The sequence below is a fragment of the Microbacterium jepli genome (assembly GCF_047237905.1).
Classification (GTDB): Bacteria; Actinomycetota; Actinomycetes; order Actinomycetales; family Microbacteriaceae; genus Microbacterium.
The window spans coordinates 1,405,769-1,422,552 of sequence record NZ_JBDFLW010000005.1 but is presented as its reverse complement, the minus strand read 5'-3'; the positions used below and the strand labels follow the sequence as shown (position 1 = coordinate 1,422,552).

The 16,784-nt window shown below is 70.2% G+C and carries 16 protein-coding genes and 1 tRNA gene; 4 read left to right on the top strand and 13 right to left on the bottom strand.

Features of this window, described 5'->3' with window-relative positions:
* Nucleotides 1-45 precede the first annotated feature (45 nt).
* The 3 genes from ABC304_RS10900 to ABC304_RS10890 form a co-directional block, all read right to left on the bottom strand.
* Nucleotides 46-1,080 (bottom strand): ribose-phosphate diphosphokinase, encoded by a 1,035-nt coding sequence (locus ABC304_RS10900; RefSeq protein ID WP_412930627.1) that lies wholly within the window; start codon nt 1,078-1,080, stop codon nt 46-48.
* Nucleotides 1,055-2,518: a bifunctional UDP-N-acetylglucosamine diphosphorylase/glucosamine-1-phosphate N-acetyltransferase GlmU gene (gene glmU / locus ABC304_RS10895; RefSeq protein ID WP_412930626.1), complete on the bottom strand. Its 1,464-nt coding sequence runs from the start codon at nt 2,516-2,518 to the stop codon at nt 1,055-1,057. The genes ABC304_RS10900 and glmU overlap by 26 nt, the downstream gene beginning before the upstream one ends.
* Before the next feature lies 1 nt (nt 2,519).
* A tRNA-Gln gene (locus tag ABC304_RS10890) sits at nt 2,520-2,591 on the bottom strand.
* Nucleotides 2,592-2,657: 66 nt separating this feature from the next.
* Between ABC304_RS10890 and ABC304_RS10885 the strand changes: the two genes are divergently transcribed.
* Both ABC304_RS10885 and ABC304_RS10880 read left to right on the top strand, forming a co-directional pair.
* Nucleotides 2,658-3,155 (top strand): MarR family winged helix-turn-helix transcriptional regulator, encoded by a 498-nt coding sequence (locus tag ABC304_RS10885; RefSeq protein ID WP_412930625.1) that lies wholly within the window; start codon nt 2,658-2,660, stop codon nt 3,153-3,155.
* Nucleotides 3,152-3,727, top strand: a complete 576-nt coding sequence (locus ABC304_RS10880) for a hypothetical protein (protein WP_412930624.1) — start codon at nt 3,152-3,154, stop codon at nt 3,725-3,727. Before ABC304_RS10885 ends, ABC304_RS10880 begins: the two co-directional genes overlap by 4 nt.
* A 15-nt stretch (nt 3,728-3,742) precedes the next feature.
* On the opposite strand, the gene ABC304_RS10875 is transcribed toward ABC304_RS10880, so the two are convergent.
* From ABC304_RS10875 to ABC304_RS10840, 8 genes are all read right to left on the bottom strand, one after another.
* Nucleotides 3,743-5,536, bottom strand: coding sequence for an ABC-F family ATP-binding cassette domain-containing protein (locus ABC304_RS10875; RefSeq protein ID WP_412930623.1), 1,794 nt, complete (start codon nt 5,534-5,536; stop codon nt 3,743-3,745).
* A 76-nt stretch (nt 5,537-5,612) separates the two neighbouring features.
* Nucleotides 5,613-6,533 (bottom strand): ABC transporter substrate-binding protein, encoded by a 921-nt coding sequence (locus ABC304_RS10870; protein ID WP_412930622.1) that lies wholly within the window; start codon nt 6,531-6,533, stop codon nt 5,613-5,615.
* Between the two features lie 62 nt (nt 6,534-6,595).
* Nucleotides 6,596-7,354, bottom strand: a complete 759-nt coding sequence (locus ABC304_RS10865; RefSeq protein WP_412930621.1) for an ABC transporter permease — start codon at nt 7,352-7,354, stop codon at nt 6,596-6,598.
* Complete coding sequence (locus tag ABC304_RS10860) at nt 7,351-8,040, bottom strand: ABC transporter permease (RefSeq protein WP_412930620.1); 690 nt, start codon at nt 8,038-8,040, stop codon at nt 7,351-7,353. Before ABC304_RS10860 ends, ABC304_RS10865 begins: the two co-directional genes overlap by 4 nt.
* Nucleotides 8,037-8,861: an ABC transporter ATP-binding protein gene (locus ABC304_RS10855; protein ID WP_412930619.1), complete on the bottom strand. Its 825-nt coding sequence runs from the start codon at nt 8,859-8,861 to the stop codon at nt 8,037-8,039. Before ABC304_RS10855 ends, ABC304_RS10860 begins: the two co-directional genes overlap by 4 nt.
* Before the next feature lie 90 nt (nt 8,862-8,951).
* Nucleotides 8,952-9,254, bottom strand: coding sequence for a DUF427 domain-containing protein (locus tag ABC304_RS10850; protein WP_412930618.1), 303 nt, complete (start codon nt 9,252-9,254; stop codon nt 8,952-8,954).
* Between the two features lie 145 nt (nt 9,255-9,399).
* Nucleotides 9,400-10,338, bottom strand: a complete 939-nt coding sequence (locus tag ABC304_RS10845; RefSeq protein ID WP_412930617.1) for a 4-(cytidine 5'-diphospho)-2-C-methyl-D-erythritol kinase — start codon at nt 10,336-10,338, stop codon at nt 9,400-9,402.
* Nucleotides 10,339-10,384: 46 nt separating this feature from the next.
* Nucleotides 10,385-11,455, bottom strand: coding sequence for an aldo/keto reductase (locus ABC304_RS10840; RefSeq protein ID WP_412930616.1), 1,071 nt, complete (start codon nt 11,453-11,455; stop codon nt 10,385-10,387).
* A gap of 214 nt (nt 11,456-11,669) precedes the next feature.
* Between ABC304_RS10840 and ABC304_RS10835 the strand changes: the two genes are divergently transcribed.
* Nucleotides 11,670-13,265, top strand: a complete 1,596-nt coding sequence (locus ABC304_RS10835) for a stealth conserved region 3 domain-containing protein (protein WP_412930615.1) — start codon at nt 11,670-11,672, stop codon at nt 13,263-13,265.
* Here the strand turns inward: ABC304_RS10835 and ABC304_RS10830 are convergent.
* Nucleotides 13,210-14,139: a phosphodiesterase gene (locus tag ABC304_RS10830; protein WP_412930614.1), complete on the bottom strand. Its 930-nt coding sequence runs from the start codon at nt 14,137-14,139 to the stop codon at nt 13,210-13,212. The two genes, ABC304_RS10835 and ABC304_RS10830, sit on opposite strands and share 56 nt — an antisense overlap.
* Nucleotides 14,140-14,270: 131 nt before the next feature.
* Nucleotides 14,271-15,128, bottom strand: a complete 858-nt coding sequence (gene rsmA / locus ABC304_RS10825) for a 16S rRNA (adenine(1518)-N(6)/adenine(1519)-N(6))-dimethyltransferase RsmA (RefSeq protein ID WP_412930613.1) — start codon at nt 15,126-15,128, stop codon at nt 14,271-14,273.
* Between the two features lie 68 nt (nt 15,129-15,196).
* Here rsmA and ABC304_RS10820 point away from each other — a divergent pair, with 68 nt between their 5' ends.
* Nucleotides 15,197-16,666, top strand: a complete 1,470-nt coding sequence (locus tag ABC304_RS10820) for a sugar porter family MFS transporter (RefSeq protein WP_412930612.1) — start codon at nt 15,197-15,199, stop codon at nt 16,664-16,666.
* The last annotated feature ends 118 nt before the right edge of the window (nt 16,667-16,784 follow it).

Here is a 16,784-nt window from a genome sequence, read left to right as displayed (position 1 = left end):
GGGCCCTGTGGTTCAGCTTGGAGCTTCCCCAGTGACCGGACCGCGTCAGGCGGCGCCGTCGAACATGCTGGTGACGGAGCCGTCCTCGAAGACCTCGTGGATCGCGCGCGCGAGCAGCGGCGCGATCGGGAGGATCGTCAGCGACGGGAAGCGCTTGGATTCCGGCACCGGCACGGTGTCGGTCACCACGACCTCGTCGATGGCCTCGCTCTGCAGGCGCTCGGAGGCGGGGTCGCTGAAGATCGCGTGCGTCGCCGCGACGATGACGCGCACCGCGCCGTTGGCCTTGAGCGCCTCCGCGGCCTTCACGATCGTGCCGCCGGTGTCGATCATGTCGTCGACAAGAAGGCAGACGCGGCCGGAGACGTCGCCGACGATCTCGCTGACGGTGACCTGGTTCGCGACATTCGGGTCGCGGCGCTTGTGGATGATTGCGAGCGGCGCGCCGAGGCTGTCGGACCAGGTGTCCGCCACGCGGACGCGGCCGGTGTCGGGCGAGACGACGGTCAGCTTCGCCCGGTCTTCGGCGCTGAGGGTGTTCTGGAAGTACTCCAGCAGCACGGGCTTGGCGAAGAGGTGGTCGACCGGACCGTCGAAGAAGCCCTGGATCTGCGCGGCGTGCAGGTCGACGCTCATGACGCGGTCGGCGCCGGCGGTGCGCATCAGGTCGGCCACGAGGCGGGCGCTGATGGGCTCGCGACCGCGGCCCTTCTTGTCCTGACGCGAGTACGGGTAGTACGGCGCCACGACCGTGATGCGCTTGGCGCTGGCGCGCTTGGCGGCATCCAGCATGATGAGCGTCTCCATGAGCCACTCGTTGACGGGCGGACCGAAGCTCTGGATGAGGAAGAAGTCGCAGCCGCGGATCGACACCTCGAAGCGGGTGAGGATCTCGCCCGAGGCGAAGGTGCGGTACTCGGTGGGCACGAGCTCCGTGCCGAGCTGCTCGGCGACCTGGACGGCGAGCTCGGGGTGGGAGCTGCCACGGGCGACGACGAGCCGCTTCTTGGTCTTGGCTACCAGGCCCGGGGCGATGTCGTGCTCCCGGTCGAGCTCAACGGTCTTCCTCTTGCGCGCCATCGTCCGCTTCCTGTGTGGACCGGGAGACGGCATCTGCCGCGGGGGTTCCCGGTCGGTTCTTCTCGACCCACCCCTCGACGTTGCGCTGAGGGGCCACGCTCAGTGCCAGGGCTCCGGCGGGGACGTCCTTGCGGATGACCGCTCCGGCCCCGGTCTTGGCGCCGTCTCCGATCCTAACCGGCGCGACGAAGACGTTGTGCGACCCGGAGTGCACGTGGTCGCCGATCTCCGTGCGGTGCTTGGAGATGTCGTCGTAATTCGCCGTGATGGCCCCGGCGCCGAGATTCACGCCGACCCCGATGGTGGTGTCGCCGATGTACGACAGGTGCGGCACCTTGCTGCTCTCGCCGATGGTGGAGTTCTTGGTCTCGACGAAGGTGCCGATCTTGCCCTTGTCGCCGAGATAGGTGCCCGGTCGCAGATAGGCAAATGGACCGACCGTCGCCCCCGCGCCGATGACGGCCAGCGTGGCGTCTGTACGGCTGACGACGGCGTCCTCGCCGACCTCGCAGTCCACGAGGCTCGTGTCGGGCCCGACCGTGGCGCCCTCGGCGATGGTCGTGGAGCGCAGGATCTGGGTGCCCGGCAGCACGGTGACGTCGGGGGCCAGGGTGGCGGTGACGTCGATCCACGTGGTCGCCGGGTCGAGGATCGTCGCGCCCTCGCGCTGCCAGTGGCGCACGGTGCGGGCATTGAGCAGGCGGGCGGCCTCGGCCAGCTGCACCCGGTCGTTCACGCCCAGGGCGGCCGCGGCATCCGGAGCCACCGTGGCCGAGACCCCCAGCCGGGAGTCGCGCAGCAGGGCGACGACGTCGGTCAGGTACTTCTCGCCCTGCGCGTTGGCGGTGCCGACGAGCGCGAGATGGCTGCGCAGGGATGCCGTGCGGAAGACGTAGACGCCCGCGTTGATCTCGCCGACGGCCGCCTCCTCGGCGGTGGCGTCCTTCTGCTCCACGATGCGGTGCACGTCGCCCGCGTCGTCGCGCAGCACGCGGCCGTAGCCGGAGGCGTCGTCGAGCCGGGCGCTGAGGAGGGTCACGGCAGCGCCGCCCTCGCGGTGCGCGCGCACGAGGTCGGCGAGGGTGGCGGTCTCCAGGAGCGGCACGTCGCCGCTCAGCACGAGCACGTCGCCCTCGAACTCCGACAGCGCCTCCAGCGCCACCTCGACGGCGCGACCGGTGCCGGGCACGTCGTCCTGGTCGACGACCTGCACGCCGGGGAACTCCGTCACGACGGCGTCGGCGACGAGGTCGCGCTCGTGCCGCACCACCACGAGCATGCGCTCGGGCTCCAGCTCGAGGGCGGTCGCGAGCACGTGTCCCACGAGCGCGCGTCCGCCGATGCGGTGCAGCACCTTGGGCGTGCGGGACTTCATGCGCGTTCCCTGGCCTGCGGCGAGGACGATGACGGCGAGCGGGGTGGCGGTGGTGTCGGACATGCTCCGCCGCCAGGATTCGAACCTGGACCGAACAGCTCCAAAGGCTGTCGTGCTGCCGTTACACTACGGCGGACCGTGCGGCCGGGACACGGACGCGCATCAAGTCTGCCAGTACCGCCCCCCAGTCGATAATGGACCCATGGCGAACACCAGCGACGAGGTCGACCGCATCGTCGAGGCGTGGATCGCCCAGCGCCCCGACCTCGACTTCTCGCCGCTCGAGGTCCTCTCCCGCGTCGACCGGCTCTCCCGCCACCTCGACCGCGCGCGCCGCGACGCCTTCCGCCGCAGCGAGCTCGAGCCGTGGGAGTGGGACGTGCTGTCCGCCCTGCGCCGTGCGGGCGAGGAGTACCAGCTCAGCCCGAAGCAGCTGCTGCAGCAGACGCTCGTCTCGAGCGGCACCATGACCAATCGCATCGACCGGCTGGTCGCACGCCGGCTGGTTCGGCGGGAGGCCGACCCCGACGATGGGCGCAGCATCCTGGTCACCCTCACCGACGACGGGCGCATCCGCGTGGACGCCGCCATCACGCGTCTCGTCGACGCGGAGGCCCTCCTGCTGGACAGCCTCTCCCGGCCCGACCGGGATCGGCTCGCCGGACTTCTGCGCAAGCTCAGCCTGGGGTTCGACACGTGAACGCCGAGGACTCGGCCGCGCACGCGCAGGCCGGCGACGCGCAGGCGGCTGAGCCGCAGCATCCCGCCGCCTCCCACGACCATCCGCATCGGAAGGGCTTCGCCCACTGGTTCGACCGGCGCTTCCGCAGCGCGGTGTCGATCTACGGTCTCGTCGTCTACGCGGCGCTGATCACGATCAACACCGACCACGCCGACGCCGTGTGGGACATCCTCTGGCCCGCCTTCCGCACGCTCGTGGTCTTCTTCATCGCCCACACCTTCGCCCACACGCTCACCGACCACGGCGAACGGGGGCTGTGGAAGGCGACCCGGCATGCGATGCGGCACGCGTCCGGCATGCTCTACGCGGCCGTGCCCGCCTCACTGGTGCTGCTGATCGCGGTCTTCGAGGAGGCCTCGGTGGACGACGCGTTCCGCGCGGCGATCTGGACGACCACGATCGTCCTGGGCCTGCTCGGCTACTTCGCCTACGGCCGCCGGGGGGCGTCCGTCATCGTCCGCGTGCTCGGCGGCGTCGGCACCGCACTGCTCGGGCTGATCATCGTCCTGCTCGAGTACGCCTTCCACTGACGCCAGCCGGAGCGCTCAGCCGATCTCCTCGGTCAGCGCGAACCAGCGCTCCTCCATGGCTGCGACGTCCGCCTCGGCCGCGGTGATGCGAGCCATCTGCGCCGCGAGGCCCTCGTAGTCGGAGTGGTCGTGCTCGGCGAGCGCGGCGCGCGCGGCGTCTACCTCGCCCTGCACCTTGCCGATGCGCCGCTCCAGGGCGGCGACCTCTTTCTTCGCGGTGCGCAGATCGGCGCCCGAGAGTCCGGGGGCGGATGCTGCGGCCGCCGCTCCCACGGGCGACGCGGGCTGCGCATCCTGCAGCGCACGGAGACGCAGGTACTCCTCGACACCGCCGGGCAGATGCCGCAGCCGCCCGTCGAGGATGGCGAACTGGTTGTCGGTCACGCGCTCGAGGAAGTAGCGGTCGTGCGAGACGACGATGAGCGTGCCGGGCCAGGAGTCGAGCAGGTCCTCCATCGCCGCGAGCATGTCGGTGTCGAGGTCGTTCGTCGGCTCGTCCAGGATCAGCACGTTGGGCTGCTCGAGCAGGATGAGCAGCAGCTGCAGGCGTCGCTTCTGCCCGCCGGAGAGATCCCTGACCGGCGTGGAGAGCTGCGCCGAGGAGAAGCCCAGTCGCTCCAGGAGCTGCCCGGGGGTGAGCTCCTGCGTCTTGGAGCTGGTGCCGAACGAGTAGCTGGTGCGCAGGCGCTCCAGGACGACGCGCACCGGATCGTTCAGGTGCGCCTCGAGCTCGTCCAGTCGCTGCGTGAGGGTGACCACCTTCACGGTCTTGCCGCGCTTCACGCGGCCCTCCGTGGGAGCGAGCGACCCCGCGATGAGGCCGAGGAGCGTGGACTTGCCGGCGCCGTTCACGCCCAGGATGCCGGTGCGCTCCCCCGGCGCGATGCGCCACTCGACATCGCGCAGCACGGTGTGGTCGCCGTAGGTCACGCCGGCGTCGAGGAGGTCGACGACGTCCTTGCCGAGGCGCGAGAGCGCGAGGGACTGCAGCGCGGTCTTGTCGCGGATCTCGGGCACGTCCGCGATCAGCGCGTTCGCCGCGTCGATGCGAAAGCGGGGCTTGGAGGTGCGTGCGGGCGCCCCACGGCGGAGCCACGCCAGCTCTTTGCGGGCGAGGTTCTGCCTGCGCGCCTCGGACGAGGCGGCCATGCGGTCGCGCTCGACGCGCTGCAGGATGTACGCGGCGTAGCCGCCCTCGAAGGGCTCGACGATGCGGTCGTGCACCTCCCACGTCATGGTGCAGACCTCGTCGAGGAACCACCGGTCGTGCGTCACGACAAGCAGGCCGCCCGATCCGGCGGGCCACCGCCGTTTGAGGTGACCGGCGAGCCAGGTGATGGCCTCGACGTCGAGGTGGTTGGTGGGCTCGTCGAGGAACATGACGTCCCAGTCCTGCGCCAGCAGGTGGGCGAGGGCGACACGGCGGCGCTGCCCGCCGGAGAGGTCGCCGAGCCGCGACTCCCACGGGAGGTCTCCGAGGAGCCCGGCCAGCACGTCGCGCGTGCGGGCGTCGCCCGCCCACTCGTGCTCCGGACGATCGCCCACGACCGCCGAGCGGATCGTGTCGTCGTCGGCGAGGGTGTCGGCCTGATCGAGTACGCCCACGCGCACACCGCCCCGCACCGTGACCCGGCCGCCGTCGGGTTCGATGAGGCCCGCCAGCATGCCCAGGAGCGTGGACTTGCCGTCGCCGTTGCGGCCGACGATGCCGATGCGGTCGCCCTCCGCGATGCCGACGGTGACGGAGTCGAACACGACCTTCGTCGGATACTCCAGATGCAGGGATTCGCCCCCGAGAAGATGCGCCATATCCTTCCCAGGCTAGGCGAGAAAGCCGGGAGGCCGCCCCGCGGGTGCGGGACGGCCTCTCGGTGGAGCGGTCGGATCAGCTCAGACCGTTGTCGGCAAGCCACTTCTTGGCGATGTCAGCGGAGGACTGCTGGTCGACCGTGCTCGACACGTTGAGCGCGACCAGACCCTCGGGCGTGAGAGCGGCGCTCACCTTGTTGATGACGTCCGAGACCTTGTCGGCGACGCTCGCGTTCACGACGGGAACGACATTGGACGCCAGGAAAAGACCATCGGGATCCTCGAGGACGACCAGGTCGTCGGTCTGGATACGCGGGTCGGCGGTGTACACGTTCGCGATGTTCACCGTTCCGGCGACCAGATCCTCGACAGTCGTGTCTCCCGTGGCGGAGAAGGCCACATCGACGCCGTAGGTGTCCTTGAGCCCCGTCGGTCCGTACGGACGCTCAGCCAGCTCGGCGTTGCCGCCGAGGGTCAGGGGAACGGTCACGTTCTTGAGGTCGGCGATCGTCTTGAGGTCGTACTCCGCGGCGAAGGCAGAGGTCACCGTGTAGGAGTCCTGGTCACTGGCCGTCGACTGATCGAGCACCTCGAGGCCCTCGGGGAGCGCCGCGGGCAGCGCCTTGTACACGTCGTCGGAAGTACGGGCGGTGGTGGACTCGTCGAAGTACTGCAGCAGGTTTCCGCTGTACTCGGGGAACAGGCTGACGGAGCCGTCCTCGAGCAGGGGGATGTAGGCATCGCGCTGACCGATCTGGAACTGGCGCTCGACGGTCATGCCCGCGCCCTCCAGGGCCTGTGCGTAGATCTCGGCGATGATCTCGTTGGAGTAGTAGGCCTGGGAGCCGACGACGATCGTCTCGGTGTCGCCACCCGTGCCGGCGCTCGAGCCGCCTCCCTCGAGGGAGTTGCTGGACGCGCAGCCGGCCAGGCCGACGAGGGTGACGGTCGCGATCGCAAGGCCGGTCAGGCCCTTGCGTGCTCGTGCTGTGAACATGGGTTCCTCTTTCTTGGTGGGTTCTTCATTCCGAAGATGCAGGACCGGACGAGTCCGGCGGTTCAGGTTCTGGCGGCCGAGGCGACGGTCTGCCGCTGCGTGGCACGTCTGATCGCGCGCCGGGACTTCCGCCCCTCCGACCCTCCGCCGGCGCCGGCGACTTTGATGCCGCGCGGGACGACGGCGTGCTGCAGGAGGGCGAAGAGTCCGTCGAGCACGAGCGCGAGTACCGCGACCAGCAGGGCGCCGCCGATCACCATGTCGAATCGGCGCAGCGGGAGGCCCGCGATGATGTACTGACCGAGTCCGCCGAGCCCGATGTAGGCCGCGATGGTCACGGTTGCCACGACCTGCAGGATGGCGGCGCGGATACCGCCCACCAGGAGCGGGAGGCCCAACGGCACTTCGATGCGCCACAGGATCTGCCACTCCGTCATACCCATGGAGCGGCCCGCGTCGATCACACGGCGGTCGACCGCCTCGAACCCGGTGTACGCGCCCGCGAGCAGCGACGGGATGGCCAGCACGACGAAGGTGACGATCGCCGCTTCAGGTTTGTGCAGCACTCCCAGAAGAAGAGTCAGCAGGATCAGCAGCCCGAACGACGGGATGGCCCTCGCGGCTCCGGAGATGCCGACCGCGACCTCCCGGCCTCTGCCCGTATGGCCGATGTACCAGCCGAGGGGGATCGCGATGAGCCCGGCGATCACGACCGACGCCGCTGTGTAGACGATCTGCTGCAGGAGCGCCGTACCCACCGGGTCCATGAGGCCGGTGTCTCCCCTGAAGATCCAGGCGATCGCCTCGAGGAACAGGTTCATGCGCGAGCTCCTGCAGCCTGAAGTGCACGAAAGCGCTTGCGAGACGTGGTCACTCGACGCGTCCACGGCATGAGCAGGCGCCCGAGGAGAAGCAACAGGGCATCGACGACGAGCGCGAGCACCACCACGGCGACGACCCCCGCAAGCACCTCCGGGATGATCCGCCGCTGGGAGCCGTTCGTGAACAGATAGCCGAGATTCGTGATGCCGACCAGAATGCCGACGGTGGCCAGAGCCACAGTGCTCGCTGCGGTGACCCGCAGCCCCGCGAGGATCACCGGGCCCGCGAGCGGGAACTCGACCGCCCAGAAGCGACGGAACGACCCGAAGCCCATCGCGGTCGAAGCCTGACGCACGCCCGGATCGACGGAATCGAGCCCGTCTGCAACCGATCGCACCAGGATGGCGATGGCGTAGATCGTCAGCGCCACGATCAGATTCGCCTCACTGGTGAAGCTGTACCAGCCGGTTGCGGCCGGGACGATGATGAGGAGAGCCAACGACGGGATCGTGTAGAGCAGGCCGGTTATCGTGATGACTCCGCTGCGCACCAGCCGATACCGCCACGCGACCCAGCCCAGAGGGACGGAGAACGCGAAGCCGATGACGAGAGCGATGACGCTCTGGCGCAGATGGATCGCGGTGAGCTCCCCGATCAGCCCGAGGTTGTTGACGACCCAGTTCACGGTGCCGGCTCGTCGATCAGCGCACCCTGGGTGCGGCCCTCGCCGTCGACGACGACCGTGCCGGTGGCGGTCTTCTTGAGTCGCAGGGCGCGCTTGCCCTTGTCGCTGCCGATGAACGAGGCGACGAAATCGGATGCCGGCTGCTCGAGGATCTCGCTCGGGCTGCCCACCTGCGCGACGTGGGCGCCCTTCTCGAGGATGACGACCTGGTCGCCCAGCAGGAACGCCTCGTCGATGTCGTGCGTGACGAAGACGATCGTCTTGCCGATGTCGCTCTGAAGGCGGATGAGCTCCTGCTGGAGCTCTGTGCGCACGATCGGGTCGACGGCGCCGAACGGCTCGTCCATGAGCAGGATGTTCGGGTCGGCTGCGAGCCCGCGGGCGACGCCGACGCGCTGCTGCTGGCCGCCCGAGAGCTGGCTCGGATAGCGGTCGGCCATGGCGGTGTCGAGGCCGACCGTCGCCATGAGCTCGAGGGCGCGCGTGCGCGCCTCCTTTCGGCTCTTGCCGAGGAGGACGGGCACCGTGGAGATGTTGTCGGCCACGGTGAAGTGCGGCATGAGGCCGGAGTTCTGCATCACGTATCCGATGCCGCGCCGCAGTGCGACCGGCTGCTTGCCGGAGATGTCGTCGCCGTCGATGCGGATGGAGCCTCCGGACGGCTCGACCATCCGGTTGATCATGCGCAGCAGCGTCGTCTTGCCGCAGCCGGACGAGCCGACGAACACTGTCGTCTGGCGGGACGGGATGACCAGACTGAAGTCATCGACGGCACGGGTGCCGTCGGGGAACTCCTTGGTCACATGGCTGAACTCGATCACGGCTTCTCCTCGTCGGGCGCATGCGCCAGGCGGCGCCACGCGGGTGCGATGGTGGTGTGCGACCCTCGGGGCGGTGAGCCGGGTCGTCGGTCAATCGACGACCTGGACCTCTTTCCAGAACGCGACGTAGCCCGAGAAGTCGGTGCCGACCTTGTCGATGGCCGTGGGGTACGGCGCCGGGTACGACCAGGCACGGTCTTCGAGTCGCTGTCCGTCGGCGACGACGGCGTAGTACTGCGCCTCGCCCTTCCACGGGCAGGTGTACGGCGTGGCCGTCTCCTCGAGGGCGCCTGCGGTGACGCTGGCCGGGGGGAAGTACCAGTTTCCCTCGATGCGGACGAGGTCTTCCTGCGGAGCTTCGGCGATGACTGCGCCGTCGAGTACTGCCTTCATGATTCCTCCTGGCCGGCGATCCCATTCACGCCGTCATCGCAGCGGTCTGGCCGCGGCGGTGTTCAACGGTACCCCTGACCACCGACAGGGACGCGGAAAAGACACCCCCTTGCCCCGAACGCGTCACGGAGTGTAATAGTGCGTGTCAGCCGAGGACGCGGGCGCCCGCCACCGGTCCGTGCACGTGGAGCGCCGTCCGGCCCGAGGCCGACAGCGTCACCTGCAGCTCGAGGGCGTCCTCCGGGCCTGCGGCCAGGAAGGCGAGCGTCGGACCCGAGCCGGAGACGAGACCGACCAGCGCGCCCGAGCGCTCCCCCAGCTCGAGCGTCTCGCGGAGGTCGGGCCGCAGCGAAAGTGCGGCCACCTGCAGGTCGTTGCGGGCGTGCTCGGCGAGCACCGAGGCGTCGCCGGCGCGCAGCGCCTGCAGCACCTCCGGCGCGACCGCCGGCGCGCGCGGGGGCGGGGCGATGTCGACGCTCCGCCGGCTGCGCAGCTCATCGAGGCGGCCGTACACCGCCGGCGTGCTCAGACCGCCGGCGTCCGGCACGATGACCCAGTCGAAGCGCCCCTTGGCCAGAGCCGGGCTCAGCTGGTCGCCGCGACCCGTGCCCACGGCGGTGCCGCCCATGAGGGCGAAGGGCACGTCGGCGCCCAACCGGGAGGCGAGCCGCTGCAGCTGCGCGGTGCCGAGGTCGGCACTCCACAGGGCGTCGCAGGCGACGAGGGCGGCCGCGGCATCCGCAGATCCGCCTCCCATGCCGCCGGCGACCGGCACCTGCTTCACGATCTCGAGGTGCACGCCGCCGCGGTGCCCGATCTCCTTGGCGAGCAGCCGCGCCGCGCGCAGCGCGAGGTTGCGGTCGTCCGAGGGCACGCCCGAGACGTCCACGGCGCCCGTCACGGAGATCGTGAAGTCATCCGCCTCCTCGGCCCAGCAGTCCTCGTAGCGCGAAACGGCCTGATACGCCGAGGCCACGTCGTGGTAGCCGTCCGGCTGGACGTCGCCCACCTCGAAGAAGAGGTTGAGCTTGCCGGGGGCGCGCACGTGCACGCGGCCCGGACGCCACGCCGTCGATCCGCTCATGCGTCGACCGGCACCCGGGGCCGCGGCATCCGCTCGCCGGCATCGCTCATCTGTTCGCCGACTCCGCCCACAGGTCGACGTCGATGGCGTCGGAGAGGGCGTCGATGCGCTCGATCTCCTCGGTGTCGAACGCCGGCCCCTGCAGCGCGGCGATGTTCTCGTCGAGCTGCTCCGGGCGCGACGCGCCGATCAGCGCCGAGGCGACCACCGGGTCGCGCAGCACCCACTGGATGGCCATCTGCGCGAGCGACTGACCGCGCTCCTTCGCGATGACGTGCAGGCCACGCAGTGCGCTCAGCGCCGACTCCGACAGCGTCCCGTCGGGAAGCGTCGAGCGCTTCTGCGAGCGCTCGGCCGCACCGTCGGCGAGGTACTTATCGGTCAGGAGGCCCTGCGCGAGCGGCGTGAACGCGATCGCCCCCATCCCCTCCTGCGAGAGGACGCCGGTGAGACCGTCCTCGACCCAGCGGTTCAGGATCGAGTACGCCGGCTGGTGGATGACCAGCGGCGTCCCGAGGCTCCGCGCGACCGCGGCGGCCTCGGCGGTGCGCTCCGCGCTGTAGGAGGAGATGCCCACGTACAGCGCCTTCCCCTGTCGCACGAGCGTGTCGAGCGCGCCGACGGTCTCCTCGATCGGGGTCACCGGATCGACGCGGTGGGAGTAGAAGACGTCGACGTAGTCCAGGCCCGTGCGTCGCAGCGACGACTCGGCGCTGGCGATGATGTGCTTGCGCGAGCCCCAGTTGCCGTAGGGCCCGGGCCAGAAGTCGTAGCCCGCCTTCGAGGAGATAAGGAGCTCGTCACGGTAGGGCGCGAAGTCCTCGCGCATCATGCGGCCGAAGTTCGTCTCGGCGCTGCCGTAGGGCGGTCCGTAGTTGTTCGCCAGGTCGAAGTGCGAGATGCCGATATCGAAGGCGTGCCGCAGCACGGCGCGCTGCCGGTCGAACGGGATGTTGTCGCCGAAGTTCCACCACAGGCCGAGCGAGACGGGCGGAAGGAAGAGGCCGGAGGTGCCCACCTGCCGGTAGCGCGTGGCGTCGTACCGCTCGGGGGCGGCGGCGTAAGGACGGTGGATCTCGGGGATCCCGGTGCGGAAGCGGGGGTCGACGTCGGTCACGCTCCGAGGCTAGCGCGGCTGCGGCGTCCCCGGCGCGGGCAGCGGTGTCGGGGGCGACGTCCCCGCCCGCCCACCGAAGCCACCCCCGTCTCCCGAAGGGGCCCGCACGGGAGAGAATGGAGGTCTGGCCCGCCGACCGGGGATCGCTCGCCGCAACATCCCCGAAACGCTGAGCGGTTAGCGTGGCCTGCCCGCCTGCACCTCGAGGAGCACATTGACGATCCCACTCACCGCACTCCCCCGCGAACCCCGCCTCTGGCCCGTCCTCGCCGAGCGCGAGGACCTGATCCTCGCCGGCGGCGTGCTGCACGTGCCGCACGCCGACCTCACTCCCGAGCAGGCGCGCACGGAGGACCTCCTCCTCATCCGCGACGCGCTCGATGCCGCCGGCATCCCGGTCCTGCTGCTGCGCCGCAGCGCACGGGTGCCCGCGCTGGCCGTGGACGAGGAACTCAGGACCGAGGCGCTGGCGGCGATCGCGGAGCTGTGCGAGCGGGAGCCCCTCTACGGGAAGGTGCAGGGGCACGCGCCGCTGCCGCTGCAGGACCTCCCCGTGTCCGAGGCGGGCCCGAGCGTCGTGCGGGTCTTCCGACCGCGCATCGCGGCCTCCGGGCTTCGCTACGGCGCCGACCACGCGGTCGGTGTGGAGTTCTGGCGGATCGGCGGGGCTCTCGTGGAGGCTCCCCGCGAGAACGTCCTCACGCGCCGCGTCTTCGCCCGGCAGGACCTCGACATCGTCGAGGTGGAGGCGCACGGTCGCCCGTGGCGCACGATCCGCGGCATGTTCGACGCCCAGCCCCACGAGGTGACGGCCGAGATCGACATGGTCTTCTCGTGGGTCGACGGCTCGTCCAGCGAGTTCCTGCGTCAGCGCGCTGCGCGCCTGACGGAGTACGTGGTCGGCGAGGGCGATGACGGCCCCGCGCGCTTCCGCCAGGTCGACGAGCTGCGCTACGCGCTGCGCAGCGTGCACATGTACGCCCCATGGGTGCGGCGGATCTTCATCGCCACCGACTCGCCCGCCCCGGCCTGGCTGCTGGACCACCCGCGCGTGACGGTGGTGCCGAGCGACGCCTTCTTCGCCGACACCTCCTCGCTCCCGACCCACAACTCGCACGCGGTGGAGGCGCAGCTGCACCGCATCGAGGGCCTCAGCGAGCACTTCCTCTACTCCAATGACGACATGTTCTTCGCGCGCCCCGTCGACCCCGACCTCTTCTTCACGCCGGGTGGCGTCTCGAAGTTCGTCGAGAGCGACGTGCGGATCGGCCCGGGCGCCGCACGCATCGAGCGCAGCGGGCACGACAACGCCCTGCGCGTCAACCGGGCGCTCCTGGAGGAGCGCTTCGGACGCACCATCACGCGAGACCTCGAGCACTGCGCGACGCCGCTGCGCCGCAGCGTGATGGCGGAGCTCGAGGAGGCGTTCGCCGACGACTTCCGACGCACCGCGGCATCCCGGTTCCGCGCCGCGACCGACATCTCCGTGACCAACAGCCTGTACCACTACTACGCGCTGCTGACCGGGCGGGCCGTCTCGACCGAGCGGCCGCGCACGCGCTACGTGCAGACGACGCTGGCGCGGTCCCTCACCCAGATGGAGAAGCTCGCGGAACGCCGCGACATCGACATGTTCTGCCTGAACGACGGCGGCGAGACCGAAGTGCCCGAGACGGTGCGCGTGCGCGCCGTACTCGACCTGCTCGGACGCATGTTCCCGGTCGCCGCGCCGTGGGAGGACCCCGCCGTCGGTATCAGCGCAGCACTGTCAGCGGCTCCGTCGGAGGAGAGATCCGCCGCGCGTCACTGAGGGGCGTCTCGATGCCCGCGAGCCGCAGGCGCCGCTGCGCCTCGTCGGCGTCGATGTGCTCGAGGGCCGGCGCGGCGTCCACCGCCACGACGGAGTGCACCACCGTCTCGTCGTAGACGTGCACGAGGTTGAACGAGTGCGCGCCGTCCTGCGGGCGCGTGCCGCCGGACGGCACCGTGAGGTCCTGCGCGTAGCAGGTGGACGACGCGACCGACACCGGAATGCCCGCGAACGTCGCGAACGTCGAGTAGTGCAGGTGCCCGGCGATGATCGCCCGCACGTCGGTGCCGCGGAGCACGCGGGCGAGGCGCTGCTGGTCGCGCAGCTCCACGCTCGCCGCCAGCGGCAGCACGGCGGGCACGGGCGGGTGGTGCAGGGCGAGGATCGTGCCCAGCGGCGCCGGGGTGGCCAGCATGTCGGCGAGCCACGCGAGCTGGTCGTCGCCGATCTCGCCGTGGTGGTGCCCAGGAACGGTGCTGTCCAGCGTCACCAGTCGCAGGCCGTCCAGCTCGTCGACGCGGTCGACGGGCGCGGACGGGTCGACGGGATGCTGGCCCCACAGCTCGGCACGGAAGGCCGCACGATCGTCGTGGTTGCCCATCACCCAGAACACCGGGGCGCCGAGGCGCTCCGCGAACGGCTCGACGAGGGCCCGCAGGGTGCCGTAGGCGTCGGTATCACCCAGGTCGACGAGGTCGCCGGTGAAGACGATTGCGTCGGGCCGCACGCGCGAGGCCTCGATGGCGTCGAGCGCCCGGGCCAGCCGCCGGGCACCGTCGACGCTGTCGAAGAGCATCGGGCCGGGCGCGCGCAGGTGGGTGTCACTGAGGTGGAGCAGGATCCGTTCGGGTGCCGGATACTCCGCGATGCGCATGATGTCCCTTCCGCGAACAGCGCCGATGCCGCGAAATCGCGGTGGTCCATGTCTAGGACATGTTGACGCGCTCTCCTGCGAACGACACATGACATCCGTGAGAACCGGCCGGGAACGTCCGGTGCCGGCGACTACCCCGCGGCGCGTGCGGCAGCGGCCGCGATCCTCTGGAAGTCGGCGATCGAGAGCTCCTCGCCCCGTGCCGTGGGCTCCACGCCCGCCGCCTCGAGCACCGTCGAGGCCTCGGCGGAGGCGCCGCCCAGCACTCCCGACAGCGCCTGACGCAGCATCTTCCGGCGCTGCTGGAACGCGGCGTCGACGATGGCGAACGTGCGACGCCGTTCGTCGTCGTCACCGCGGGCCGCGGCATCCCGAGTGAAGGACACCAGAACCGAGTCGACATTCGGCACCGGCCAGAAGACCTGCCGCGACACGGTGCCGGCGAGACGCCAGGGTCCGTACCAGGCCGCCTTCGCGCTGGGTGCCCCGTAGATCTTCGACCCGGGCGGGGCGGCGAGACGCTCTCCGACCTCGGCCTGCACCATCACCACGCCGCGACGGAGGAAGGGGAAGCTCTCGAGGAAGTGCAGCAGCACCGGCACGGAGACGTTGTAGGGCAGGTTCGCCACGAGCACCGTGGGCTCCCCCGGCAGCTCGGTGATGCGGAGGGCGTCGGCGTCGAGCACCGTCAGCGCACCGTCCGGCACACCCCGCGCCGCGGCGGTCTCGGGCAGCCGGGCGGCCAGACGGTGGTCGATCTCGACCGCCAGCACGTTCGCTCCGGTCTCGAGGACGGCCAGGGTCAGCGATCCGAGCCCCGGTCCGACCTCCACGACGGTCTCACCCGCGGTGACACCCGCGACGGTGACGATCTTGCGGACGGTGTTGGCGTCGACGACGAAGTTCTGGCCCAGCTTCTTGGTGGGGGTGACGTCGAGCTCGGCGGCCAGCGCGCGGATGTCAGCGGCCCCCAGGAGGTTCACGGGCATTGTCTCACTGTAGCCACCGGCGACCCAGGTCCCTGTGCGGGCGGTGTGGGCGTGGGTAGTGTGTGGCCATGACTGACGCCGGCGCCATTCCCACAGGTTCGTTCTCGCTCCGCGGTCCGTACGGACGCAGAGCCATCGGGCTCTCGGTGGCCGCGGCGGTGGGCGGATTCCTGTTCGGCTTCGACTCGTCGGTCATCAACGGCGCCGTCGACTCGATCGAGGGCAACTTCGAGCTGAACGCCGTCATCACCGGCTTCGTCGTCGCCGTCGCCCTGCTCGGCTGCGCGGTCGGCGCCATCATCGCCGGCGGCCTGTCGGACCGGTGGGGCCGGCTCCGGGTGATGTTCCTCGGCGCCATCATGTTCTTCGTGTCGTCGATCGGCTCCGGCCTCACCTTCAGCGTCGGCGACCTCATCCTCTGGCGCGTCATCGGCGGCCTCGGCATCGGCATCGCCTCCGTGGTGGCTCCCGCCTACATCTCCGAGATCGCACCGCGACAGATCCGCGGCGGTCTCGCGTCGCTGCAGCAGCTCGCGATCACCCTCGGCATCTTCACGGCGCTGCTCAGCGACGCGGTGCTCGCCTGGGGTGCGGGCGGCGCCTCCTCGCCGCTGTGGTTCGGCCTGGAGGCCTGGCGCTGGATGTTCCTCGTCGGCGTCGTCCCCGCTGCGGTGTACGGCATCCTCGCCTTCACCGTGCCCGAGTCGCCCCGCTTCCTCATCAGCAAGGGCCGCCACGACGAGGCGAAGGCGATCTTCGCCCGACTCATCCCGAAGGCCGACCTCGAGCAGTCGATGCGGGAGCTGACGAAGGCCATCGAGTTCGACAAGGAGACGCAGGGCGTCAGCCTGCGCGGCCCCGTGCTCGGCCTGCAGAGCATCGTCTGGGTCGGCATCATCCTGTCGGTGTTCCAGCAGTTCGTGGGCATCAACGTGATCTTCTACTACTCCACGACGCTGTGGCAGTCGGTCGGCTTCCCCGAGAGCGCCTCACTCGGCATCAGCGTCGTGACCTCGATCACGAACGTGCTCGTCACGCTCATCGCGATCTTCCTCGTCGACCGGGTCGGGAGGAAGCCGATCCTGCTCACGGGGTCGGTCATGATGGCCGTCTCCCTCGCCTTCATGGCGATCTGCTTCATGTTCTCCACGACCGACGCCGAGGGCAAGGTGTCGCTGGACGCGCCGTGGGGACCGATCGCCCTCGTGGCCGCCAACCTCTTCGTCATCGGGTTCGGCGCGTCGTGGGGCCCGCTGGTGTGGGTGCTGCTGGGTGAGATCTTCCCGAGCCGCATCCGCGGCAAGGCGCTCGGCGTCGCCGCCGGCGCACAGTGGATCGCCAACTTCCTGATCACCGTCAGCTTCCCGGCCATGTCCGCGTGGTCGCTGCCGCTCACCTACGGCATGTACGCGCTGTTCGCCGCGCTGTCGTTCTTCTACGTGTGGCTCAAGATCCCCGAGACCAAGGGCATGGAGCTCGAGAAAACCGAGACGCTCTTCGTCACGCGCCCCAAGAGCGCCGCGAAGACCTCGTCCTAGGATCTGGGCATGACGAACAACAAGCCGGAGCACGAGAAGGTGCGCGAAGAGCGCGAAGCCGCCCAGAAGGAGAAGGACCGCCTCGAGGAGCGCGAGCAGGAACGCCTCGACGACGAAG

What these genes read in the sequence shown, in the direction of transcription:
- ABC304_RS10900 (WP_412930627.1), bottom strand. Translation starts at nt 1,080, where the DNA reads ATGGCGCGCAAGAGGAAGACCGTTGAGCTCGACCGGGAGCACGACATC.
- glmU (WP_412930626.1), bottom strand. Translation starts at nt 2,518, where the DNA reads ATGTCCGACACCACCGCCACCCCGCTCGCCGTCATCGTCCTCGCCGCA.
- ABC304_RS10885 (WP_412930625.1), top strand. Translation starts at nt 2,658, where the DNA reads ATGGCGAACACCAGCGACGAGGTCGACCGCATCGTCGAGGCGTGGATC.
- ABC304_RS10875 (WP_412930623.1), bottom strand. Translation starts at nt 5,536, where the DNA reads ATGGCGCATCTTCTCGGGGGCGAATCCCTGCATCTGGAGTATCCGACG.
- ABC304_RS10870 (WP_412930622.1), bottom strand. Translation starts at nt 6,533, where the DNA reads ATGTTCACAGCACGAGCACGCAAGGGCCTGACCGGCCTTGCGATCGCG.
- ABC304_RS10865 (WP_412930621.1), bottom strand. Translation starts at nt 7,354, where the DNA reads ATGAACCTGTTCCTCGAGGCGATCGCCTGGATCTTCAGGGGAGACACC.
- ABC304_RS10850 (WP_412930618.1), bottom strand. Translation starts at nt 9,254, where the DNA reads ATGAAGGCAGTACTCGACGGCGCAGTCATCGCCGAAGCTCCGCAGGAA.
- ABC304_RS10845 (WP_412930617.1), bottom strand. Translation starts at nt 10,338, where the DNA reads ATGAGCGGATCGACGGCGTGGCGTCCGGGCCGCGTGCACGTGCGCGCC.
- ABC304_RS10830 (WP_412930614.1), bottom strand. Translation starts at nt 14,139, where the DNA reads ATGCGCATCGCGGAGTATCCGGCACCCGAACGGATCCTGCTCCACCTC.
- rsmA (WP_412930613.1), bottom strand. Translation starts at nt 15,128, where the DNA reads ATGCCCGTGAACCTCCTGGGGGCCGCTGACATCCGCGCGCTGGCCGCC.
- ABC304_RS10820 (WP_412930612.1), top strand. Translation starts at nt 15,197, where the DNA reads ATGACTGACGCCGGCGCCATTCCCACAGGTTCGTTCTCGCTCCGCGGT.